Source organism: Mesorhizobium sp. M1088 (genome assembly GCF_040318575.1).
GTDB lineage: Bacteria > Pseudomonadota > Alphaproteobacteria > Rhizobiales > Rhizobiaceae > Mesorhizobium.
On sequence record NZ_JAMYMO010000002.1, the window covers coordinates 245,507 to 267,722 of the forward strand.

The 22,216-nt window shown below is 61.8% G+C and carries 20 protein-coding genes; 11 read left to right on the forward strand and 9 right to left on the reverse strand.

All coding sequences use genetic code 11. From position 1 onward, the window contains the following. The first annotated feature begins 35 nt into the window (after positions 1 to 35). The 8 genes from NKH49_RS03905 (at position 36) to NKH49_RS03940 (ending at position 10,673) form a co-directional block, all read left to right on the forward strand. Positions 36 to 686, forward strand: coding sequence for an RNA-binding protein (locus NKH49_RS03905; RefSeq protein WP_352455116.1), 651 nt, complete (start codon positions 36 to 38; stop codon positions 684 to 686). Then, positions 683 to 3,250, forward strand: a complete 2,568-nt coding sequence (infB, locus tag NKH49_RS03910; RefSeq protein ID WP_352613882.1) for a translation initiation factor IF-2 — start codon at positions 683 to 685, stop codon at positions 3,248 to 3,250. Before NKH49_RS03905 ends, infB begins: the two co-directional genes overlap by 4 nt. Before the next feature lie 694 nt (positions 3,251 to 3,944). Continuing rightward, entirely contained in the window at positions 3,945 to 4,370 is a 426-nt protein-coding gene (gene rbfA / locus NKH49_RS03915) for a 30S ribosome-binding factor RbfA (protein WP_352613883.1), read from the forward strand. Then, positions 4,370 to 5,323 (forward strand): tRNA pseudouridine(55) synthase TruB, encoded by a 954-nt coding sequence (gene truB / locus NKH49_RS03920; RefSeq protein ID WP_352925204.1) that lies wholly within the window; start codon positions 4,370 to 4,372, stop codon positions 5,321 to 5,323. The genes rbfA and truB overlap by 1 nt, the downstream gene beginning before the upstream one ends. Before the next feature lie 146 nt (positions 5,324 to 5,469). After that, positions 5,470 to 6,564 (forward strand): magnesium/cobalt transporter CorA, encoded by a 1,095-nt coding sequence (gene corA / locus NKH49_RS03925; RefSeq protein WP_352613885.1) that lies wholly within the window; start codon positions 5,470 to 5,472, stop codon positions 6,562 to 6,564. Between the two features lie 139 nt (positions 6,565 to 6,703). Then, positions 6,704 to 7,015, forward strand: coding sequence for a 30S ribosomal protein S15 (rpsO, locus tag NKH49_RS03930; RefSeq protein WP_280940423.1), 312 nt, complete (start codon positions 6,704 to 6,706; stop codon positions 7,013 to 7,015). Positions 7,016 to 7,423: 408 nt separating this feature from the next. After that, positions 7,424 to 9,571, forward strand: a complete 2,148-nt coding sequence (gene pnp, locus NKH49_RS03935; RefSeq protein WP_023676908.1) for a polyribonucleotide nucleotidyltransferase — start codon at positions 7,424 to 7,426, stop codon at positions 9,569 to 9,571. 88 nt (positions 9,572 to 9,659) lie between these two features. Beyond that, positions 9,660 to 10,673, forward strand: coding sequence for a class I SAM-dependent methyltransferase (locus tag NKH49_RS03940; RefSeq protein WP_352613886.1), 1,014 nt, complete (start codon positions 9,660 to 9,662; stop codon positions 10,671 to 10,673). Between the two features lie 36 nt (positions 10,674 to 10,709). On the opposite strand, the gene fabI is transcribed toward NKH49_RS03940, so the two are convergent. The 3 genes from fabI to fabA form a co-directional block, all read right to left on the reverse strand. Continuing rightward, entirely contained in the window at positions 10,710 to 11,522 is an 813-nt protein-coding gene (gene fabI, locus NKH49_RS03945) for an enoyl-ACP reductase FabI (protein ID WP_352613887.1), read from the reverse strand. A 13-nt stretch (positions 11,523 to 11,535) separates the two neighbouring features. After that, positions 11,536 to 12,756 (reverse strand): beta-ketoacyl-ACP synthase I, encoded by a 1,221-nt coding sequence (gene fabB / locus NKH49_RS03950; RefSeq protein ID WP_023676911.1) that lies wholly within the window; start codon positions 12,754 to 12,756, stop codon positions 11,536 to 11,538. Between the two features lie 120 nt (positions 12,757 to 12,876). Continuing rightward, on the reverse strand, positions 12,877 to 13,395 hold the full coding sequence (gene fabA / locus NKH49_RS03955; RefSeq protein ID WP_352470073.1) for a 3-hydroxyacyl-[acyl-carrier-protein] dehydratase FabA: 519 nt from the start codon (positions 13,393 to 13,395) through the stop codon (positions 12,877 to 12,879). A 240-nt stretch (positions 13,396 to 13,635) separates the two neighbouring features. Between fabA and irrA the strand changes: the two genes are divergently transcribed. Then, the gene (gene irrA / locus NKH49_RS03960; RefSeq protein ID WP_023676913.1) at positions 13,636 to 14,067 is read left to right on the forward strand and encodes an iron response transcriptional regulator IrrA; all 432 of its coding nucleotides are present in this window, start codon (positions 13,636 to 13,638) and stop codon (positions 14,065 to 14,067) included. Between the two features lie 10 nt (positions 14,068 to 14,077). Beyond that, the gene (locus tag NKH49_RS03965; RefSeq protein ID WP_352613888.1) at positions 14,078 to 14,437 is read left to right on the forward strand and encodes a DUF4260 domain-containing protein; all 360 of its coding nucleotides are present in this window, start codon (positions 14,078 to 14,080) and stop codon (positions 14,435 to 14,437) included. Between the two features lie 81 nt (positions 14,438 to 14,518). Here the strand turns inward: NKH49_RS03965 and NKH49_RS03970 are convergent, their stop codons facing one another. Further along, positions 14,519 to 15,076 (reverse strand): SH3 domain-containing protein, encoded by a 558-nt coding sequence (locus NKH49_RS03970; RefSeq protein WP_352541270.1) that lies wholly within the window; start codon positions 15,074 to 15,076, stop codon positions 14,519 to 14,521. A gap of 156 nt (positions 15,077 to 15,232) precedes the next feature. Here NKH49_RS03970 and NKH49_RS03975 point away from each other — a divergent pair, with 156 nt between their 5' ends. Next, positions 15,233 to 16,234 carry a 2-hydroxyacid dehydrogenase gene (locus NKH49_RS03975; protein WP_352470076.1) on the forward strand — a complete coding sequence of 334 codons (1,002 nt, stop codon included), beginning with the start codon at positions 15,233 to 15,235 and terminating at the stop codon, positions 16,232 to 16,234. Positions 16,235 to 16,298: 64 nt separating this feature from the next. Here the strand turns inward: NKH49_RS03975 and NKH49_RS03980 are convergent, their stop codons facing one another. From NKH49_RS03980 to dnaA, 5 genes are all read right to left on the reverse strand, one after another. Further along, a complete protein-coding gene (locus tag NKH49_RS03980) occupies positions 16,299 to 16,787 on the reverse strand; it encodes a GNAT family N-acetyltransferase (protein ID WP_352613890.1) in 489 nt (162 codons plus the stop codon). Next, positions 16,784 to 17,545, reverse strand: coding sequence for a molybdopterin-synthase adenylyltransferase MoeB (locus NKH49_RS03985; protein ID WP_352470078.1), 762 nt, complete (start codon positions 17,543 to 17,545; stop codon positions 16,784 to 16,786). Before NKH49_RS03985 ends, NKH49_RS03980 begins: the two co-directional genes overlap by 4 nt. A gap of 76 nt (positions 17,546 to 17,621) precedes the next feature. Beyond that, the gene (gene recF / locus NKH49_RS03990) at positions 17,622 to 18,770 is read right to left on the reverse strand and encodes a DNA replication/repair protein RecF (RefSeq protein ID WP_352613891.1); all 1,149 of its coding nucleotides are present in this window, start codon (positions 18,768 to 18,770) and stop codon (positions 17,622 to 17,624) included. Positions 18,771 to 18,796: 26 nt separating this feature from the next. Continuing rightward, complete coding sequence (dnaN, locus tag NKH49_RS03995; protein ID WP_352613892.1) at positions 18,797 to 19,915, reverse strand: DNA polymerase III subunit beta; 1,119 nt, start codon at positions 19,913 to 19,915, stop codon at positions 18,797 to 18,799. Positions 19,916 to 20,114: 199 nt separating this feature from the next. Beyond that, positions 20,115 to 21,662, reverse strand: coding sequence for a chromosomal replication initiator protein DnaA (gene dnaA / locus NKH49_RS04000; RefSeq protein ID WP_031211816.1), 1,548 nt, complete (start codon positions 21,660 to 21,662; stop codon positions 20,115 to 20,117). Between the last annotated feature and the right edge of the window lie 554 nt (positions 21,663 to 22,216).

A 22,216-nucleotide genomic window follows, 5' to 3' on the forward strand; every position in this document is an offset into this window, starting at 1 on the left:
GAAACCGCATCGCACCGAACCCGCCCTTGGACGAGATGAACGATCGCACCTGCATCGTCACCCGCAGGCAAGCCGAACCGGATGAACTGATCCGTTTCGTCGTCGGCCCGGATTCGGCCGTCGTTCCGGACATCAAGAGAAACCTGCCCGGCCGCGGTTGCTGGGTGACGGCCGACCGCCTACATATAGAAAAGGCAGCGGCCAAAAACCTGTTTGCCCGTGCTTTTAAGGCGCAGGTGAGCGTGCCGGCCGATCTTGGCGGCATGGTCGACGCGCTGCTTTCCAGGTCCGCTCTGGGCATGCTTGGCCTGGCCCGCAAGGCGGGCGCCATAGCGCTCGGAGCGACCAAGGTCGAGAGCGCCGTGCGCGGCGGACTTGCACTTTTCGTGCTCCACGCGACCGAGGCTTCCGACGATGGCGTCCGCAAGATAAGCCAGGCGCGACGGGCAACCGTCCACCTTGGCGGGCCTGCGATCCGCGCTTACAAACTTTTCTCCGAGGCCGAGTTGAGCTTGGCATTGGGGGGTACAAATGTGATACATGCTGCCGTTCTCGCGGGAGACGCGGGCAGGGCGGTCCAGAAGCGCATGGTTGCGCTCGACCGATATCGGGGCGGTTCCCCGGACGATCTGGCAATGCTTGCGGCCGTTGCTGACGAAGATGATGCCGCAGAGGATATGGAATGAGCGATACGAAATCGGGCGACGACAAGACGCTGAGTGTTACGCCGAAGAAGACCTTGACGCTGAAGCGCCCCGGTATGGAACAGGGCACGGTGCGCCAGAACTTCTCGCACGGCCGCACCAAGTCGGTGGTCGTCGAGACCAAGAAGCGCAAGTTCTCGCTGCCCGGCGACAAGCCGGAGCCGGCGGCAGCGCCTGTTTCCGTCTTCACGCCGAAGCCGGTCGCGGCAGCGCCTGCCGTGCAGGAAGCTCCCAAGGCGCCTCCCCCTCCGCCGCCGGTCGAACGCGGCGGCATGGTGCTGAACGAGTTGTCGCGCCAGGAAATGGAAGCGCGCCGCCGGGCTCTCGAGGGCTCGAAGGTCCGCGATGTCGAGGATCGCCAGCGCGCCATCGAGGAAGCCAAGCGCCGCAGCGAGGACGAAGAGCGCCGCCGCCGCGAGCGCGAGGAATCGGCTCGCCGTCAGGCCGAGGAAGAGGCACGGCTGCAAGCCGAGGCCGAATCCCGCCGCCGTGCCGAGGAAGAGGCGCGCCGCCGTGCGCCGCTCGCCGCCGAACTGGCAACAGTCGATGACGAGGAAGAGGTCAAACCGAAGCGGACCGGTGCCGGCGCACCAGTGCGCCGTCTGGTCACGCCGGAAGTGGCGCGTCCGGCCAAACCGACCAAGGGCGAGGAAGACCGCCGCCGCGGCAAGCTGACGCTGAATTCGGCGCTTTCCGACGAGGATGCGCGCGCCCGCTCGCTCTCGTCGATGCGCCGCCGTCAGGAGAAATTCAAGCGCGCGTTGCATAACGAGCCACGCGAGAAAGTCATGCGTGAAGTGATCCTGCCCGAAACCATCACCATCCAGGAGCTGGCGCAGCGCATGTCCGAGCGCGCTGTCGACGTGGTCAAGTTCTTCATGAAGCAGGGCCAGATCCTGAAGCCTGGTGACGTCATCGACGCCGACACGGCCGAACTCGTCGCCACCGAATTTGGCCACACGGTCCGCCGCGTCGCCGAGTCCGACATCGAAGAGGGCTTGTTCAACATCGCCGATCGTCCCGAGGACCTGCGGCCGCGTCCGCCGGTGGTAACGATCATGGGCCATGTCGATCACGGCAAGACCTCGTTGCTCGATGCCATCCGCAATGCCAACGTCGTCTCCGGCGAGGCCGGCGGCATTACCCAGCATATCGGCGCCTATCAGGTCGAGAAGAACGGTCACAAGGTTACCTTCATCGACACGCCCGGCCACGCCGCCTTCACGGCGATGCGTGCCCGCGGTGCCCAGGCGACCGATATCGCCATCCTCGTGGTGGCAGCCGACGACAGCGTCATGCCGCAGACGATCGAATCGATCAATCACGCCAAGGCGGCCGGCGTTCCGATCATTGTGGCGATCAACAAGATCGACAAGCATGACGCCGACCCGCAGAAGGTGCGTTCGGAACTGCTGCGCCACGAGGTGTTCGTCGAATCCATGGGCGGCGAGGTGCTGGATGTCGAGGTGTCGGCGACCAAGGGCATCAATCTCGACAAGTTGCTCGAAGCGATCCTGCTGCAGGCCGAAATCCTCGACCTGAAGGCCAATCCGGACCGCACCGCCGAAGGCGTGGTCATCGAAGCCCAGCTCGACAAGGGCCGCGGCCCAGTCGCTACCGTGCTGGTGCAGACCGGCACGTTGATGCCGGGCGACATTCTCGTCGCCGGCAACGAATGGGGCCGGGTACGCGCGCTCGTCAATGATCGCGGCGAGCAGGTCAAGGAAGCGCCGCCGGCAATGCCGGTGGAGGTGCTCGGCCTGCAAGGCACGCCGCAGGCCGGCGACCGCTTCGCCGTGGTCAACAACGAAGCCCGCGCCCGCGAGATCACCGAATATCGCCAGCGTCTGGCGCGTGAGAAGGCGGTGGCCAGGCATGCCGGCCAGCGCGGCTCGCTTGAACAGATGATGTCGCAGTTGCAGACCAGCGGATTGAAGGAATTCCCGCTGGTCATCAAGGGCGACGTGCAGGGCTCGATCGAGGCGATCAACGCCGCGCTCGACAATCTCGGCACCGACGAGGTGCGCGCCCGCATCGTCCATGCGGGGGCTGGCGGCATTACCGAAAGCGACGTGTCGCTGGCGGAAACTTCGGGGGCTGCGATCATCGGCTTCAACGTTCGCGCCAATGCGCAGGCCCGCGCAGCCGCGGCTGCGGCAGGCATCGAGATCCGCTACTATTCGATCATCTACAATCTGGTCGATGATGTGAAAGCGGCGCTCTCCGGCCTGCTCTCGCCGGAGCGTCGCGAGACCTTCATCGGCAATGCCGAGATCCTCGAGATCTTCGACATCACCAAGGTCGGCAAGATCGCCGGCTGCCGTGTCACCGAAGGCAAGGTCGAGCGTGGTGCGGGCGTGCGCCTGATCCGCGACAACGTCGTCATCCACGAAGGCACGCTGAAGACCCTGAAGCGCTTCAAGGACGAGGTTTCGGAAGTTCCGGGCGGCCAGGAATGCGGCATGGCCTTCCAGAACTACGAGGACATGCGCGTCGGTGACGTCATCGAGTGCTTCCGCGTCGAGATGGTGACCAGGACACTATAAAGCGCTTGGCACCGATATGGGCCAGGACGTTCCAAATTTGGAAGGTATGTTCCCTCTATGGGAGTATACCTTCCAGACAAATGATACGCAGCTTAAACGTGCTGCGCGTTCGTTTTCCGATCTGAGGTATGGTCGATCCAGGCGTTGGATTCTTACAGGGCTTGCTTGGCTGATTTTGATAGCCGCAATTCTTTTGATTATCTGGACATCTGCGTTGGCCGTCGCTCTGCTGGAGTACCTTGCAAAGGGCGTGGTTTCCAGTGAGACAATTTACGCTCTGGCCCCCAATTGCTATGGGGACAATATATATAATAATAGCTCGTAGTTTTTTGGTTCCTTTAAAAAGGAAGGCAGGTAATAAGAAGCTTGGCAATATCGCTGAATCAGTTAAGATTTTCGACGGGTATATTATCCAGTTTTTGGACGAGAGCTCGATAAAGAATCGAAAGATAGAACGGATGCATCTCAGCCACGATTATTTATTCTTCGTTATTGACGACGGCACCCGTTTCGTTTTTGTCCCGAGAGATGTCGTTACCGCCGATGCGCTTGCGAAAATAAAAATCTGGGTAGCTGACGCTCGGTCATAGAATGAGGACCAATTAACGCAGGTTCCCAAGGGTAGCCAAGCCAGTTCAACAGCGCTAAGTGGGCGGCTTGAGGCGGTTCGAACCCGCGCGAAGGAAGAATTTTGATGCCTAGACCATCAACGGCTGGCCCATCCCAGCGCATGCTGCGCGTCGGCGAGCAGGTGCGCCATGCGCTGTCCGAGACCTTGCAGCGCGGCGAGATCCTCGATCCGCTGATCGAGAACACGGTGGTTTCGGTCTCGGAAGTGCGCATGTCGCCCGATCTCAAGATCGCCACCGCCTTCGTTTCGCCGCTCGGCGCCAAGGATGCCGGGGCGGTGATCGAGGCGCTCAACAAGCATGCGAAGTTCGTGCGCGGCCGCGTCTCCGGCGCGCTGCGGCAGATGAAGTACATGCCGGAATTCCGCTTCCGGCTCGACACCAGCTACGACAATTTCCAGAAGATCAACGAATTGCTGCACTCGCCCGAAGTGGCGCGCGATCTCAGCGCCGACGACAAAGACAAAGACGACCGGAAGGACAGCGAATAGTGGCGCGTCGCGGTAAGAAGAAGGGCCGCCCGATCTCGGGCTGGCTGGTACTGGACAAGCCGGTCGGCATGGGCTCGACTGAAGCCGTCTCCAAGATCAAATGGCTGTTCCAGGCGGAAAAGGCCGGCCATGCCGGCACGCTCGACCCGCTGGCGTCCGGCATGCTGCCGATCGCGCTCGGCGAAGCGACCAAGACCGTGCCATACGTCCAGGACGGCGCCAAGGTCTACCGCTTCACGGTTGCCTGGGGCGAGGAGCGTTCGACCGACGACCTCGAAGGCCCGGCGACCAAAAGCTCGGACCGCCGTCCGGCGGAAGCCGACGTACGGGCGCTGCTTTCGAAATATACCGGCGTCATCATGCAGACGCCGCCGCAATTTTCGGCGATCAAGATCGCCGGCGAGCGCGCCTACGACCTTGCCCGCGATGGCGAGACGATCGACATTCCGGCACGCGAGGTCGAGATCGGCCGGCTCGATCTGGTCGAGCACATGGCCGATCGCACCATCTTCGAGGTCGAATGCGGCAAGGGCACCTATGTCCGCTCGCTGGCGCGCGACATGGGGCGCGACCTTGGCTGCTTTGGTCACATCGCCGAGCTGCGGCGGGTCGAGGTCGAGCCGTTCACGCAGGAAGATTTCGTCACCTTGGCCGAGTTGGAGGCCGCCCGCTTCGGCGAGCAGGGCGAGCCGCAAGCAGCAGACGCGCCGATCGACTTCGGTACCATCGATGCACTTGTGGTCGACACCGCCGCGGCGCTCGAATGCTTGCCGCAGGTTGCGATCAGCGATGATGCGGCAACCAAAATCCGCCTCGGCAATCCGGTCATCATTCGCGGCCGTGACGCGCCGGTTGAAGCTGAGGAGGCCTGCGCCACCGCGCGCGGCAAGCTGGTCGCCATCGGCGCCATCGAGCAAGGCATGTTCAAGCCAAAGCGGGTCTTTGTCGGGTAACAGCTGTCGCCCGGCGCATGATCTCCAAACCGGATTCTATTTTGGGAAAGGATCATGCGCTAAATCAACAGGCCTACGGCGTCGTTTGCCGTCCGAAAGGATGCGCTGCGCTGTAGTGCCGTTCGACGCTGCACTCGAGGGGGCACATGGCAAAGGCTGACACGGTCAACAAACGAGCGGCGCTCAAAACACGGAGGCCGCCGGTCGGGGCTTCGCCGGGCACGCTGATCGCCGACCCGGCGGCGCGCCGCTCCGAGCTCAGGCTGACGTTGATCTCGCCCGAAAAGTTCAAGACCATCGACAATGCCAGCATCGACGACGTCAACACCCATTGCCACAATTGGCCGGTTATCTGGCTCGATTGCACAGGCCTCGCCAACATCCAGCTGATCGAGGAGATCGGCCGGATCTTCAACCTGCATCCGCTGGCGCTGGAAGATGTCGTCAACACCGGCCAGCGGCCGAAGGTGGATTTCTTCGAGGACCATGCCTTTGTCGTCGTCAGGATGATCGACGATGTCACCGCGCATCGCTACGAACAGATCGCCGTCTTCTTCGGCAGGAACTTCGTCGTCACCTTCCAGGAGCGCGAAGGCGACCCGTTCGATCCCGTGCGCAAGCGGATCGCAAGCTCGGTGCCCAACCGCTTGCGCTCGCGCGGCGCCGACTATCTCGCCTATGCTTTGATCGACGCCATCGTCGACAGCTATTTCCCGCCGATCGAGGCTGCCGGCGAATTGGTCGACAGCATTGAGGACCAAATGCTGAACCAGGCGCACAAGCATCAGATGCGGCAGCTTCACGAATTGCGGCGCGATGCCAATGTGCTGAAGGGCGTGCTTTGGCCGATGCGCGACGCGCTGGCGACCATGATCCGCAACGACGTCTCTTATGTGAAGGCCGAAACCAAGATATTTCTGAACGACACGCTCGATCATTCGCTGCGATTGATCGAACTGGTCGAAACCCAGCGCGACATGCTGACCGGCCTGATCGAGATGCACTTGTCGCTCAGCCAGGCGCGCACCAACGACGTCATCAGCTATCTGACGATCGTCTCGGTGATCTTCATGCCGCTTACCTTTCTCGTCGGCGTATGGGGCATGAATTTCGACCCCGACACCTCGCCCTGGAACATGCCGGAGCTGAAGGCCTATTACGGCTATCCGCTGTCGCTCGCCTTCATGGCGCTTGTGGCGGTCGGGCTCTTTGCGTACTTCAAATGGAAGAAATGGCTCTGACTAGGCGGAAGTGCCCGTTTACGCAGCAAAAGCCGGCTTGTGAATTAGGCTGGCCTTTTTGTCGGAATTGCACTATATCCGCCGCAGCCTCGCGCTTTGACGCGTTGCTTGCACCGGCCCCTGCTGGACGACATCCCGGCTGAGGGCGTCCCGTTTCCTCAAACAGACAAGGAAAAACACGATGTCGATTACTGCCGAACGCAAGAAGGAATTGATGGGCGAATTCGCAACCGCCAAGGGCGATACCGGGTCTCCGGAAGTCCAGGTGGCCATCCTTTCCGAGCGCATCAAGAACCTGACCGATCATTTCAAGGACCACAAGAAGGATAACCATTCCCGCCGTGGTCTGCTCGCTCTCGTTTCCCAGCGCCGCAGCCTGCTTGATTATCTCAAGCGCAAGGACGACGCGCGCTATCAGACGCTGATCGAGAAGCTCGGTCTGCGCCGTTGACGAATTGACCGGCGGGTTCTTTCGAGAGCCCGCCGGTCGCGCATTGGAGCATCGGATCATCCGAGGCTCCAATGAAGAAAGCAGAGCGCCGCGCACCGGTTTGGACGCGCAAAGGACGCTCTGAAGTTTAGATTTGCGCAGGATACTTTCCGAAAACCTGGTTTTCGGGTTCACGCGCAAGGCCAGTCGGATCGATTGGCCAACCCGGTTTCGAAACAGCAGAGGGCTACTCGAAACCGCCCATGGACGGTCATGGGGCAGGATTGCAGGACGCTCGTGCGGCACCGCGCCGAATAAGCCGAGCCTCCCGTTGTCTTGCCCGTGGCTGCCCGAGAAAGGAAGCCAAGGGAAAGGGGCATCCGCGCACGCTGAAACGGCGCGGCCCTTTCCGCATACGAAGGACAAGACATGTTCAATTACCACAAAGTCGAAATCGAATGGGGCGGCCGTCCGCTCATTCTCGAAACCGGCAAGATCGCGCGTCAGGCTGATGGCGCGGTGCTGGCCACCTACGGCGAAACCAAGGTTCTCGCCACCGTAGTCTCGATGAAAGAGCCGAAACCCGGCCTCGATTTCTTCCCGCTGACGGTCAACTACCAGGAGAAGACTTACGCCGCCGGCAAGATCCCGGGTGGCTATTTCAAGCGTGAAGGCCGTCCGAGCGAGAAGGAAACGCTGGTTTCCCGCCTGATCGACCGCCCGATCCGGCCGCTCTTCGCCGAAGGCTACAAGAACGACACCCAGATCGTCGTCACCGTCGTCCAGCACGATCTCGAAAATGACCCGGACATCCTGTCGATCGTCGCCACCTCCGCCGCCCTGACCTTGTCCGGCGTGCCGTTCATGGGTCCGGTTGGCGGCGCCCGCGTCGGCTACATCAACGGCGAATACGTGCTCAACCCGCATGTCGACGAGATGCAGGAATCGAAGCTCGACCTGGTCGTCGCCGGCACCGCCGACGCCGTGCTGATGGTCGAGTCCGAAGCCAAGGAACTCGGCGAGGACCTTATGCTCGGCGCCGTCATGTTCGGCCACAGGGGCTTCCAGCCGGTGATCGACGCGATCATCAAGCTGGCTGAAGTCGCGGCAAAGGACCCGCGCGACTTCAACGCGCCGGACTATTCCGCACTTGAAGCCGAGATGCTCAAGATCGTCGAAGGCGAGCTTCGCGACGCCTACAAGATCACCGACAAGCAGAAGCGCTATGCCGCCGTCGACGCCGTCAAGGCGAAGGTCAAGGCCGCGTTCGCGCCGGCAGAAGGCGAAGAGGCCAAATACACGTCCGAACAGATCGGCACCGTGTTCAAGGAGCTCCAGGCCAAGGTCGTGCGCTGGAACATCCTCGACACCGGCTCGCGCATCGACGGCCGCGACCTGAAGACGGTCCGCAAGATCGTCTCGGAAGTCGGCGTCCTGCCGCGCACGCACGGCTCGGCGCTGTTCACTCGCGGCGAGACCCAGGCGCTGGTCGTCGCCACGCTCGGCACCGGCGAGGACGAGCAGTATGTCGATTCGTTGACCGGCATGTACAAGGAGAAGTTTCTCCTGCACTACAACTTCCCTCCCTATTCGGTCGGTGAAACCGGCCGCATGGGTTCGCCGGGCCGCCGCGAAATCGGCCATGGCAAGCTCGCCTGGCGCGCCATCCGGCCGATGCTGCCGACCGCCGACCAGTTCCCCTATACGTTGCGCGTCGTTTCGGAGATCACCGAGTCCAACGGCTCGTCGTCGATGGCTACCGTCTGCGGCACCTCGCTGGCTCTGATGGACGCGGGCGTGCCGCTTGCCAAGCCGGTCGCCGGCATTGCGATGGGCCTGATCAAGGAAGGCGAGCGCTTCGCCGTGCTCTCCGACATCCTTGGCGACGAGGACCACCTCGGCGACATGGACTTCAAGGTTGCCGGCACCGCCTACGGCATCACCTCGCTGCAGATGGACATCAAGATCGAGGGCATCACCGAGGAGATCATGAAGATCGCCCTCGACCAGGCCAAGGATGGCCGTCAGTACATTCTCGGCGAAATGGCCCACGCTCTGTCCGGCGCACGTGCCGAGCTCGGCGAGTTCGCGCCGCGCATCGAGGTCATGCACATCCCGACCGACAAGATCCGCGACGTGATCGGCTCGGGCGGCAAGGTCATCCGCGAGATCGTCGAAAAGACCGGCGCCAAGATCAACATCGAGGACGACGGCACCGTCAAGATCGCCTCGGCCAATGCCAAGGAGATCGAGGCGGCGAAGAAGTGGATACACACCATCGTCGCCGAGCCGGAAGTCGGTGAAATCTACGAAGGCACGGTCGTCAAGACCGCCGACTTCGGCGCTTTCGTCAATTTCTTCGGTCCGCGTGACGGCCTCGTCCACATCTCGCAACTCGCCAATGACCGCGTCGCCAAGACCTCCGATGTGGTCAAGGAAGGCGACAAGGTCTGGGTCAAGCTGATGGGTTTCGACGAGCGCGGCAAGGTCCGCCTGTCGATGAAGGTCGTCGACCAGGCCACCGGCAAGGAAATCGTGCGCGACAAGAAGAGCGAAGGCGAAGAAAACGCCGCCTAAGCTGATCTAACTATGCAATCGAAGCGGGCGCGCCGGAAGGTCGCGCCCGTTTGCGTTCAACAACAGCCTTGCAGTTCAAGAGTGGTGAATGTCCGCCGAGCCGCTGAAAACGCTTTTCCATCCGTTCGAGGCCGGTGCTGTCTCCCTGCCACGAAAGGTTCAACGCATACTCTTTCTCGGTGCCGAGCCCGGCTTTCGCTTGCCGGAAAGTTTTGATGCCAAGCTTCATCTTGTCCAAGGCTTCAGGCCGCACTTTCGCGCCTTGCAGGCGTCCGGCTTCGCGGTCACGCCGCAGGTCGAAGGCGAGGCTTTCGACGCGGCATTTGTGCTCGCTGGCCGCCATCGCGGCCAAAACGAGTTGCGCGTTGCCGAAGCGGTCGAACGCGCAGCACCAGGCGGGTTGATCGTCGTCGCCGGCAGCAAGGACGATGGAATCGCCAGCCTGCGCAAGCATGTCGGCGCCCTTGTGCCGCTCGAAGGCCACCTGCCGAAGCATCACGGCATTGCCTTCTGGTTTCGCCGGCCGGCCGATACCGTTGCCGCGGCAACGCTTCGCGCCGCCAATCCGGACTTGGTGGTCGAGGACCGCTTCCGCACGGCCCCAGGCATGTTTTCCTTCGACAAGATCGATGCCGGATCGAAGCTGCTAGTCGAAAATCTGCCCAACGATCTGCGTGGCAGCGTTGCGGACTTCTGTGCCGGTTGGGGCTATGTCGCCGCCGAAGTCGCCGCCCGCTCACCCGGCATATCGGCGCTTGACCTTTACGAAGCGGATTTCGAGGCGCTGGAGGCGGCCAAGGCCAATGTCGGCAACACAGGCGTGGAGCCACGTTTCTTCTGGATAGATCTGTTGAGCGAACCGGTCGAGCGCCGCTACGACGTGGTCGTCATGAACCCGCCCTTTCACCGCAGCCGGGCGACTGAGCCGGAAATCGGTGCCGGCATGATCCGCGCGGCAGGCAAGGCGCTGAAGCCCGGCGGCCGGCTGTTCATGGTGGCAAACCGCCAGCTTCCCTACGAACCGGTGCTGGCGGCCGCCTTCTCCAGCCATGCGGAGCTCGCCCGCGACGGCATGTTCAAGGTCTTATCGGCGCGACGCTGAAATCCTGCGGGGCAAGCCGGCGATACGTCGCTCGCGCTATTCCCGCCCGCCGTCGGTCTGCTTCAATTCGTCAAGCGTCGGCATGGAAACGATGTGATAGCCGGAATCGACATAATGGATTTCGCCGGTGACGCCGGAGGACAGGTCGGACAGCAAATAGAGCGCGGAGCCGCCGACTTCATCGATCGTCACTGTACGGCGTAGCGGCGAGTTGCGCTGCTGGTAGGAGAACATGTGGCGTGCGTCGGAAATCCCGGCGCCCGCAAGCGTCCGTACCGGTCCCGCCGATATGCCGTTCACCCTGATGCCGCGCGGGCCGTAGTCGTTGGCGAGATAGCGGACGCTGGCCTCCAGCCCCGCCTTGGCGACACCCATAACGTTGTAGTTCGGCATGACACGGACCGAACCGGCATAGGTCAGCGTGACCATCGAACCGCTATCCTTCATCAATGTGGCGGCGTGACGGGCGATCTCGGTGAAGGAGTAGCAGGAGATCACCATGGTGCGGATGAAGTTGTCGCGGCTCGTGTCGGCGTAGAGGCCTTTCAGCTCGTTCTTGTCGGAAAAGCCGATGGCATGGACGACGAAATCCAGCCCGCCCCACGCCTTCCCCAAAGTCTCGAAAGTCGCGGCGACCGACACGCTGTCCTCGACGTCGCAAGGCACCACCAGGGATGCGCCCAATTTCTCGGCGAGCGGCTTGACCCGGCGCCCGAAGGCCTCGCCCTGATAGGTGAAGGCGAGGTCCGCGCCATGTTCGGACAGTTTGCGGGCGATACCCCAGGCGATCGAATGATCGTTGGCAACACCCATGACAAGCCCGCGCTTGCCCTTCATCAATCCGTCCATGGTCGGCAAATCCTTATGCGGAATAGCGCTGGAAAATCAGCGTTGCGTTGGTGCCACCGAAACCGAACGAATTGGACAAAACGGTGTCGATCCTTGCATCGTCGATGCGCTTGCGCACGATCGGCATGCCCTCGAATTCCGGATCGAGGTTCTCAATGTGGGCGCTCTCGCCGATGAAGCCGCCTTGCATCATCAGGATCGAGTAGATCGATTCCTGCACGCCGGCGGCGCCCAGAGAATGGCCGGTTAACGATTTGGTCGACGTGATGAAAGGCATCTTCTCGCCGAACACCTCGCGGATGGCGCCCATTTCCTTGGAGTCGCCGACCGGCGTCGAGGTGCCGTGCGTATTGATGTAGTCGACCGGCGAGGACACCGTTGCGAGCGCCTGCTTCATGCAGCGCGCCGCGCCTTCGCCCGACGGTGCCACCATGTCGTAGCCGTCCGATGTCGCGCCATAGCCGACGATCTCGGCATAGATCTTGGCGCCGCGTGCCTTGGCATGCTCGAGCTCTTCAAGAATCAGCACGCCGGCGCCGCCGGCAATGACGAAACCGTCGCGATCGACGTCGTAGGCGCGTGAGGCGACCGACGCCCTGTCGTTGAACTTGGACGACATGGCGCCCATGGCATCGAAGAGATCCGACATCGTCCAGTCGAGATCCTCATGGCCGCCGGCGAAGACGATGTCCTGCTTGCCCCACTGAATCAGCTCGTAGCCATTGCCGATGCAATGCGCAGACGTCGAGCAGGCCGATGAGATCGAATAGTTGACGCCGTGGATCTTGAACCAGGTGGCAAGCGTCGCCGACGCGGTCGACGACATCGCTTTTGGCACCGCGAACGGCCCGATCCGCTTGGGGCTGCCGTTTTTGATCGTGGTCTCGGCCGCCTCGACGATTGCACGGGTCGACGGTCCGCCGGAGCCCATCACGATACCGGTGCGCTCATTGGTGATGTCGGCCTCGTCGAGGCCGGCGTCTGCGATCGCCTGGTCCATTGCGACATGGTTCCAGGCAGCACCCTGCGACAGGAAGCGCATGGCGCGACGGTCGATCATGCCCGATGGGTCCAGCGTCGGCGCACCCCACACCCGGCAACGGAAGCCATGCTCGGCGAAAGAGTCGGAGAAGCTGATGCCGGATCTGGCATCGTGCAGCGAGGTCTGCACCTCGTTGGCATTGTTGCCTATCGACGACACGATGCCGAGACCTGTGACTACGACCCGTCTCATTCGCAACTCCTTCCAGCGGACCCCGAACCTGAAATCAATTTCCGGAATGGAACCATGCGCAAAATTAAAGTGCTACAGCGTTCATCAGACGTCCAAGACGTCGTACTGCAGGGTCTTCGTTCAGACGGCGGCCGATTGCTTGGACAGACCGACCTTCAGATCCGTTGCCGCGTATATGGGCTCGCCATCTGCCTTCAGCCAGCCATCGGCGATGCCAAGCACAAGCCGACCGCGCATCACGCGCTTGAAGTCGACGCCATACTCCACCTTCTTGACCGAAGGCGTGACCATGCCTTTGAACCTCACCTCACCGGTCGACAGCGCCATCCCCTTGCCGGGTTCACCGAGCCATCCGAGATAGAACCCCGTCAACTGCCACATGGCGTCCAGGCCCAGGCATCCCGGCATGATCGGATTACCGATGAAATGGCAGGCGAAAAACCACAAATCCGGCTTGATGTCGAATTCCGCGCGGATGAAACCCTTGTCGAACGCACCGCCGGTCTCGCTGATCTCGGTGATGCGGTCGAACATCAGCATCGGCGGATAGGGCAACTGCGCATTTCCCGGTCCGAACAGCTCGCCGCGGGCGCAGGCAAGCAATTCCTCGTAACCGTAGCTGGATTTCGGATCCGCCATCAATCTCGTCCCCGTGATCGTCCCGCGCGAAAGGAGCCCTTGTCGGTGGTTTCCTAACACAATCTGTTTCAGGCCGGAAACCGGCGTTTGCGCTTAACCTGCCCGTCTGCCCGGGTCAATGCGCGCTATTGATCGCATTCGGTCGACAGAATATATCTCAGGACACGTCCAGTTTCGGCAGATGCTCAATTTCTGCCATTTTGGACCTGTCTGAGGCGGAACTGTGAGCGCGACGGATAGATGGATCTGGGTTGCCGGAAGGATAATGTCGCTGTGGACAAGCGGGTTCGTGAGGCCGGTCTGAGGCCGACACGCCAGCGCATCGCGCTGGCCGATCTGCTTTTCGCCAAGGGCGACCGCCATCTTTCGGCCGAGGAACTGCACGAGGAGGCGCTTGCCGCCGGCGTGCCGGTGTCTCTGGCCACCGTCTACAATGCTCTGCACCAGTTTACCCAGGCCGGTCTTCTGCGCATCCTTGCCGTCGAGGGATCGAAGACTTATTTCGACACCAACACCTCCGATCACCATCATTTCTATATCGAGGGCGAAAACAGGATCTTCGATATCGACAGCGGCCCGGTGACGGTTTCCAACCTGCCGGAGCCGCCGGAGGGCATGGAGATCGCCAATGTCGATATCGTGGTGAGACTGCGTCCGAAACGCTGCGACTGACCGGCATCTTATGAAATTCCTGGATTTGACGCTCCGGCTCGAATGGGTCGCCGTCGCGGTGGCGGCTCTTGTCTTCTATGCAATCGCCGGTGTTTCCTGGTGGCTGTTTGCCGTGCTCATTCTGGCGCCCGACCTGTCGATGCTGGGTTACATCGCCGGGCCGCGCGTCGGGGCCGTCGCCTACAACGCCTTGCACACACTGATCTTGCCCGTTCTGCTGGCGCTTCTCGGCAGCGTCTTTGACAATGCAATGGCGATAGCTGTCGCGCTGATCTGGATCGCCCACATCGCCATCGACCGCGCTCTGGGCTACGGTTTGAAGCTGTCAAGCAGTTTCCAGGATACCCATCTCGGCCGCATCGGCCGCTAAACCATCCCCGAACCGAAGATCAGCGAAACAAATGCCGGATCCGGTGCTTCCAGCGCTGGCCCGACCTGCGGTTCGGAAAAGTCAGTTCTTGACCTTTTCGCCGGGATAGGCACCCCAGACCAGCGACTGCGCGAGCCAGCCGGTATGGCCGTCGAAGGTCATTTCGCACCACTGGCCATCGCAGGACTTGATCGTGCCCATCACCCCCGGTTCGAGGATCGCGATGACGCCTGCGTCTTTTGCCGGGTCGTCAAGGAGGTTGACGCGAGCGTCCTTGCCGCGCTGCCAGGGGGCGACGATCGCCGTGCGACGGCCCGAAAGCAGCGACTGATTGATCCAGCCTTCCGAGCCGTCGGCATCACGCACACGGCGCCACGTATCGAACTCCTGGATGATCTCCATCGGCAGGCCTGGCTTCATATACATCCAGTCGACGGAATAATTGACGCCCGGCCCAACGCGCGAGTTGACGCGGCCGGATTTCAGGCTGACGAAGCGCGGCAGCGGCAAGCCGCTTGGTCCGAGCGTGATGCTCTGGGCGGGTGCGGCGGCACTTTGCGCCATCACCAGTGGGCTATGGATGAGAGCGCCGAGGAATGCTGCACTGAGGGTCAGGCGGAGCGACGCGAAACCAGACACTTTCGTTCCTTTCGGCACCGGCCCATCGGCCTTCGCCCCTTTTTCTTTGTCTTCGGCGGAACCGCTTGTTACATGAATGACCGGTACCGCGATCGGCTCTCAGTTTCGCCGTTCTTGGTTAAAGAGGTCTCAACGAGATCGGGTTCGAGGAAAACAATGGCAGGCAAAAAGAAGCCCCTCGTCGTCATCACGCGCAAATTGCCCGACCCGGTCGAGACCCGCATGCGCGAGTTGTTCGACGCCCGCTTGAATGTGGAGGACAGGCCGATGACGCAGCCGGAACTGGTGGCTGCGGTCAAGGAGGCCGATGTGCTGGTGCCGACCGTCACCGATAATATCGACGCGGCGCTGATTGCCCAGGCCGGCGACAACCTCAAGCTGATCGCCAATTTCGGCAATGGGGTAGACAAGATCGACGTTGCGGCAGCGGCCAAGAAAGGCATCACCGTGACCAACACGCCGAACGTGCTGACCGAAGATACGGCCGACATGACCATGGCGCTGATGCTGGCCGTACCGCGGCGGCTGGCCGAAGGCGCCAACGTGCTGACCGGCGATAAGAAATGGGCGGGCTGGTCGCCGACCTGGATGCTCGGCCGGCGCATTTGGGGCAAACGGCTCGGCATTGTCGGCATGGGTCGCATCGGCACCGCCGTCGCCAGGCGTGCCAAGGCGTTTGGCCTCTCGATCCACTACCACAACCGCCACCGCGTACTGCCGGCAATCGAGGACGAGTTGGAAGCCACGTATTGGGAAAGCCTTGACCAGATGCTCGCCCGCATGGACATTATCTCGGTCAATTGTCCATCGACACCGGCAACCTTCCACCTGCTTTCGGCGCGGCGGCTGGCGCTTCTGCAACCGTCAGCTTACATAGTCAACACCGCGCGCGGCGATATCATCGATGAGGAATCGCTGGTCAAGCTCATCCATGACGGCAAGATCGCCGGCGCCGGCCTCGACGTCTACGAGCACGAGCCGGCGCTGAACAGCAAGCTGCTGAAACTCGCCCACAAAGGCAAGGTCGTGCTGTTGCCGCATATGGGCTCGGCGACGCTCGAAGGCCGTATCGACATGGGCGAGAAGGTAATCATCAACATCCGCGCCTTCTTCGACGGTCATCGCCCGCCCGACCGCGTGCTGCCGCTGCGGGCGTGACCGGCCATCGTGGCAGCGAATTCTGGTCGCGGCAGCTGCCTGCTCGCTTTTGGATAGCGTTTGCTTACAAAAGCACCTTGCGCATGGTGATTGAGGTCGGCCGGTCGTAACCTTTGTGTGCTGTCCGTTCGGTTTCGCGAAAGCCGAGGCGGGCGAAGGCAGCGTGGTTTCCAGTCAGTTCGACCCGGGTCTGGAGCTCGATGGCGGTCCTGTTGCGGCTGCGGGCAAGATCTTCGACGGCCTGCATCAGCTGTTTTCCAATGCCTTGTCCCTGAAGCGTCGGCTCGACCGCGAGCTTTCCAATATAGAGGTCGTCTGCGCGCTTCAGGACGAAGACGCAACCGACGATCTCGTTTCCCTTCAGTGCCAGGAATGCTGTCTCCTCCAGCGCTCTAGCCCTGAGATTTTCAACGGTGAGCCGATGCGCCGAGGACGGCGGGTCAATAACCTCGTCCATAAAGGCGAAGGCGCGCATGACCAGCGCCAGCACCTCGTCCCAACGGTCGAAATCGGCCGCAAGCTGCACGATGGAAACGTCGGCAGGCAGGCTCATGGGCTGGTTCGCTTGTAGCGGATCGTGTCGAAGCGTGCCGCCAGCGCATCGTAGAGCAGCAGTCGTCCGACCAGCGGCTCGCCAATCCCGGTGATCAGCTTGATCGCTTCCATGGCTTGCAGCGTGCCGATGACCCCGGTCAGCGCCCCGACAATGCCGGCCACCGCGCAGGATGGCACAAGTCCCGGCGGCGGCGCCTCGGGAAAGAGATCGCGGTAGCTTGGGTTCAACTTGCCGTCCGGGCCGGTTTCGAATGGCTTCAGTACGGTGACCGAGCCGTCGAAGCGGCCAACGGCGGCATGCACGAGCGGCCGGCTTTCCGCGGCGCAGGCGTCGGCCACCGCGTAGCGTGTCTCGAAATTGTCGGAGCCGTCAACGACGATGTCATAACGGGCAATGAGGGTAGGGGCGTTGTCGACGGTCAGCCTGAAATTGTGCTCTTCCACGACGACGTTTGGATTGATGCGGATGATCGCCGCTCTGGCACTGTCGGTTTTTGCCATGCCGACCATGTCCGTGCCGTGGATCACTTGTCGTTGCAGGTTGGAAAGCGAAACGATGTCGTCGTCGACGATACCGAGAGTGCCAATCCCTGCGGCGGCGAGATATTCGAGCACAGGCGCTCCCAATCCGCCGGCGCCAATGACGAGCACCCGCGCCCGCTTCAGCCGCTGCTGGCCGGCGCCGCCGATCTCGGGCAGCACGATGTGGCGGGCGTAGCGTTCGAGCTCTTCATCGGTGAGGGCGGCTGTGATCATCGCCGGACCATATAGCGGAGGAAAAAGCTTGTCAGGTATCAATGCATGCCGCTCAGAAGTGCGCCATGAACCAAGTTCAAATGGTCGGCCTGACCGTGCCGTGATCGACGGTCAGGAATTGCGCGCGTCCCTTGAGGCTGTCAAACAACGCGGCATCGGTCCCGGTCATGAAGGCCTGGCAGTTTAGTTCCTCCAGGATCGAGAACAAGGCCGCCCGTCGACCGCCGTCGAGATGGGCGGCGATCTCGTCGAGCAGCAGGATCGGTGTCATGCCCGACATCTCACCGGTTAGCCGCGCATGCGACAAGACAATGCCGACCAGCAGCGCCTTCTGCTCGCCGGTCGAACAGAGCTCGGCCGGCATCGCCTTGGGCCGGTGGCGCACCACGAGGTCGGAACGGTGCGGGCCGTCGAGCGTGCGTCCGGCGGTGCGGTCGCGGTCGCGCCCCTGGACAAGCGCACGACGGAACCGTTCCTCTACGTCGACGGCCGGCAAAATACCGAGTTCGCCTTCCAGTTCGCCAGAGATGCCGATGTCGGCTTGCGGAAACGGTCCGTCGCCGGGCAGCCGGTCGATCATGGCGGCGAGCAGGCGCACCAGTTCGGCACGCGCCGCGGCAATCGCCACGCCGGTCTCGGCCATTTGCATCTCGATCGCATCGAACCAGGCACCGTCGCGTGAACCGTCGGCGAGCAGTCTGTTGCGGCCGCGCATTGCCTTTTCGTAGTCAAGCGCGCGCTGGCCGTGGCCAGGATCGATCGCCAGCACCAGCCGGTCTAGGAAGCGCCGGCGGTCGGCAGCCGGCCCGGGGAACAGGCCGTCCATGGCCGGTGTCAGCCAGACCACGCGCAGCCATTCCAGCATGTCTTCGGCTGAGCGTGCCGTCGCGCCGTTGATCCGCACCCGCCGGCCGGCTTCGCCGTCGCTGCCCGATATTCCGGTACCGATCTCGACCTGGCCTTCCGGCCCGTCAAGCCGGGCATGCAGCGCAAAGCCACCGTCGCCGCCTTCGCGCGCCACCTCGGAATAGGGTGCGCGGCGCAGGCCGCGGCCCGGCGTGAGCAGCGAGATCGCTTCAAGCAGATTGGTCTTGCCGGCGCCATTGTCGCCGGAGAAAACGACAGCGCCGGGATCAAGGTCGATTGCCAACGCCGCATAGTTGCGGAAATTCGTAAGTATGAGCTTACTTATGTACGTCTGCTGCGGTTTTGCAGATCTGGTCACGACAGCAAGATGGCCCCGTTCGGGCCCTACACCCGCATCGGCATCAGCACGTAGAGCGCGGTCTCGTCGGCCATATCGTGGATCAGTGTCGGGGAACCGGCATCCGCCAGCATGAACTTCGCCTCCGTGCCGGTCAGTTGCGCGGCAACGTCGAGCAGGTATTTGGCGTTGAAGCCGATTTCAATCGGATCGGACGAATAGTCGGCCGCCAGTTCCTCGGTGGCACTGCCCGAATCCGGGTTGTTGACCGCAAGCGTGACCTGCCCTTCGGCGATCGAAAGCTTCACCGCCCGGCCGCGTTCGGACGAAATGGTCGAAACGCGATCGACGGCAGCGGCGAAACTCTGGCGATCGATAATCAGCTTCTTGTCGTTGCCGGTCGGAATGACGCGCTGGTAGTCCGGGAAAGTGCCGTCGATCAGCTTGGAGGTCAAGATAACGCTGCCGATGGTGAAACGGATCTTGGTGTCGGACAACTCGGTGGTGACTGCAACATCGGGATCGTCGACCAGCTTTTGCAGCTCGCTGACCGTCTTTCGCGGGATTATGACGCCAGGCATGCCCTCAGAGCCTGCCGGCGCATCGATCTCGGCGCGCGCCAGCCGGTGGCCGTCGGTCGCGACAGAGCGCAGCTTCAGCTTGCCGCCGGCCTCGTGCGTGTGCAGATAAATGCCGTTCAGATAATAGCGCGTCTCCTCGGTGGAAATGGCGAACTGGGTCTTTTCGATGAGGCCCTTTAGTCCGAAGGAATCGAGCCGGAAAATATGCGAGAACGACCCGGCTGAAAGCTCGGGAAAGTCGGACTGCGGCAGGCATTGCAGGCGGAAGCTCGAGCGCCCCGACGTCACCGTCATGGCGTTGCCGTCTTCGTCGGTCTTCAGCGCCACCTCCGCGCCGTCGGCAAGCTTGCGCACGATGTCGTAGAGCAGATGTGCCGGGACCGTCGTCGCCCCGCCACGTTCGACCTTTGCCGGCGTTGCTTCGGTCACCTCCAGGTCGAGGTCGGTCGCCTTCATTTCAAGGCTGGCCCCCTCGGCGCTGAGCAGCACGTTCGACAGGATCGGAATGGTATTGCGCCGCTCGACCACGCGGTGAACATGGTTGAGCGACTTCAGGAGATTTGACCGTTCCAGGATAACACGCATGACAAAACAGGCTCGCTTGAATGAATGAACGGGTCTCCGGCAAGCGGCGCCCCGCGAAAGGTCTGAACAGGCTCAGAATCTGCGTAAACTGACAGGAAAAACCCGGCAAACGCAAGCCCGCGCCACCGGTTCGGACCGGCTGCACGGGCTTTCTGGGGATAAAAAGGCCGGAGTCCGCGAGCCGGCGTTTTTCGGGCCGTCAGGCCTGGTCGTTGATCAGCCTTCTCAGCAATTCGAGTTCCTGCGCCAGTGTGTTGTCGGCACCGGAAAGATCCTCGATCTTGCGCACCGCATGCAGCACGGTCGTATGGTCACGACCGCCGAACCGCCGCCCGATCTCCGGCAGCGAGCGCGGCGTCATCACCTTCGACAGATACATGGCGACCTGCCGTGGCTTGACGATGGTGCGTGTGCGCCGGTTGGACAGAAGTTCGGTCTTCGACACGTTGTAGTGGCGCGCGACGATGCGCTGGATGTCCTCGATACGCACCCGCTTGGGTTCGCCCGAACGATAGATGTGGCCAAGGATCTCGTCGATGCGGTCGATGGTGATCTGCGGTTCGAAGGATTGACGAAACAAAAGCTGGTTGAAGGCACCTTCGAGCTCGCGTCCGCTGCCGGTCACCGTGCGGGCGACGTGGTTGAGGATCTCTTCGGAAATATCGAGCGACGCATCGTCGAGCTTGGCGGTGGCAAGCCTGAGCTTGAGCATACCGATACGCATGGCGAAATCCGGGGCTGACATTTCCAGCGCGACGCCGCCGTTGAGGCGCGAGCGGACGCGTGGCTCCAGCGACTCCAATTCCGACGGCGGCCGGTCGGCAGCGACCACCACTTGCTTGGCGCTGTCGAGCAGCATGTTGATTAAATGGCAGAATTCGTGCTGGATCGACTTGCCCTGCAGGAACTGCATGTCGTCGATGATGAGGAGGTCGATGTCGCGCAGCTGTTCTTTCAGCGTCAGTGCGTTGTTGTCGCGGATCGCGGTGGCGAACCGCCACATGAAATACTCAGCCGTCAGATAGACGACCCGCGATTTCGGATTCTGCTTCAGCGATTCTGCGGCGATCGCCTGCAACAGGTGCGTTTTGCCCAGCCCGACCGTCGCGTGAAGAAAGAGCGGATTGAAACGCACCGCGCTCGACTGCGATTCCGCGACCGCCTTGGCGGCGGCAAAAGCCACTCGGTTCGATGGTCCTTCGATGAAGGAGGTGAAAGTATAGCGTGGATCGAGTGGCGAACCGAGAACATTGTGCCGGAACTCGGTTTCTGCCGGCATCCCCGGGCGGGGTACCGGGACCCGTTCGACCCTGCTGGGGCTCGCCGTGCCCGCAGAGAGCGCGGTTTGCGTCTGCCTGGTCATCTTGCGCGCCGGGGCCACTTCTGGCTCGACGCTGTTGCGGCCCTGCCGTGTGGCGGTGCGAACCACGATCTCGATCTTGAGGATTTCCGGATCCTCGTGCTTCCACAACTCGGTGATGAGATCGAGATAGTGGCCGTTGATCCATGAACGCAGGAATGCGGTTGGCACTGAGATGCGGACAATGCCCTTAGAGGATTCAGCGACCTTCATGCGCCCGAACCAGCTCGAATAGACCTCGGTTCCCAGACGCGCCTTCAACTGGGCCTTGACCCGATCGAACTTCTGTTCAGCTTCATTGGAAGCCGCCATGTCGTTCCTTCCGATTAACGTTCCAGGAAATGGGAGGTCGCCTGTAAGCTCCCTTTCGATGCCGCCGCTCTGCATGATCGAGTTCCTTGTCTCTTGTACCTGTTTTCCGCCGGGGATGCGCCTCCTGCATCCATGTTTCCGGCGACCGTGTCTTCGCTGCGACACCATCGCCGCCGCCGGGCTGATGAATCGCCTCGTTGTCGGTCCGGCGCCGAAGAGCCGATCCGCTTTGGTCATGTCAGGGCAACAAAATGCCGTCCGGCGAAAAACCGCCGGCGCACCGTCGACCTGCCATGTACAATTACGCCAGTCCCCTACCGTATCGAAAAGACAAACCAACCCCGTCCGCGGAGTTGAATCCGCGCTGTAAACTCTGCCAATTTGAGCTGGCCGGTTTCAGGCTGGTCAAGGGCCAAGGGCCCGTCCCTTCGATGGACAGACATTACCGAAATCGCTGTGGATAGGGCAAGGCCACCCCTAACGGATTTTTAAGGAATCTGACTAGCAAGGGACGTTTCGAACGCCATGCCGCAACAGTTGATTTTGACAAAGCCATTGTGATTCAAACCCTTTTCCGGCGAATGTGAAAAAGGCCACACAACGCGAAATTTTCTGAAATAATTCACTTG

Bases quoted from the DNA above. Each gene is read 5' to 3' on its own strand.
- fabI (WP_352613887.1), bottom strand. From the start codon at position 11,522: ATGGACGGATTGATGAAGGGCAAGCGCGGGCTTGTCATGGGTGTTGCC.
- NKH49_RS03905 (WP_352455116.1), top strand. From the start codon at position 36: ATGAACGATCGCACCTGCATCGTCACCCGCAGGCAAGCCGAACCGGAT.
- NKH49_RS03980 (WP_352613890.1), bottom strand. From the start codon at position 16,787: ATGAGCCTGCCTGCCGACGTTTCCATCGTGCAGCTTGCGGCCGATTTC.
- rbfA (WP_352613883.1), top strand. From the start codon at position 3,945: ATGCCTAGACCATCAACGGCTGGCCCATCCCAGCGCATGCTGCGCGTC.
- corA (WP_352613885.1), top strand. From the start codon at position 5,470: ATGGCAAAGGCTGACACGGTCAACAAACGAGCGGCGCTCAAAACACGG.
- dnaN (WP_352613892.1), bottom strand. From the start codon at position 19,915: ATGCGTGTTATCCTGGAACGGTCAAATCTCCTGAAGTCGCTCAACCAT.
- pnp (WP_023676908.1), top strand. From the start codon at position 7,424: ATGTTCAATTACCACAAAGTCGAAATCGAATGGGGCGGCCGTCCGCTC.
- fabA (WP_352470073.1), bottom strand. From the start codon at position 13,395: ATGGCGGATCCGAAATCCAGCTACGGTTACGAGGAATTGCTTGCCTGC.
- NKH49_RS03975 (WP_352470076.1), top strand. From the start codon at position 15,233: ATGGCAGGCAAAAAGAAGCCCCTCGTCGTCATCACGCGCAAATTGCCC.
- fabB (WP_023676911.1), bottom strand. From the start codon at position 12,756: ATGAGACGGGTCGTAGTCACAGGTCTCGGCATCGTGTCGTCGATAGGC.
- irrA (WP_023676913.1), top strand. From the start codon at position 13,636: ATGGATCTGGGTTGCCGGAAGGATAATGTCGCTGTGGACAAGCGGGTT.
- infB (WP_352613882.1), top strand. From the start codon at position 683: ATGAGCGATACGAAATCGGGCGACGACAAGACGCTGAGTGTTACGCCG.
- NKH49_RS03985 (WP_352470078.1), bottom strand. From the start codon at position 17,545: ATGATCACAGCCGCCCTCACCGATGAAGAGCTCGAACGCTACGCCCGC.
- NKH49_RS03965 (WP_352613888.1), top strand. From the start codon at position 14,078: ATGAAATTCCTGGATTTGACGCTCCGGCTCGAATGGGTCGCCGTCGCG.
- NKH49_RS03940 (WP_352613886.1), top strand. From the start codon at position 9,660: ATGTCCGCCGAGCCGCTGAAAACGCTTTTCCATCCGTTCGAGGCCGGT.
- dnaA (WP_031211816.1), bottom strand. From the start codon at position 21,662: ATGCAGAGCGGCGGCATCGAAAGGGAGCTTACAGGCGACCTCCCATTT.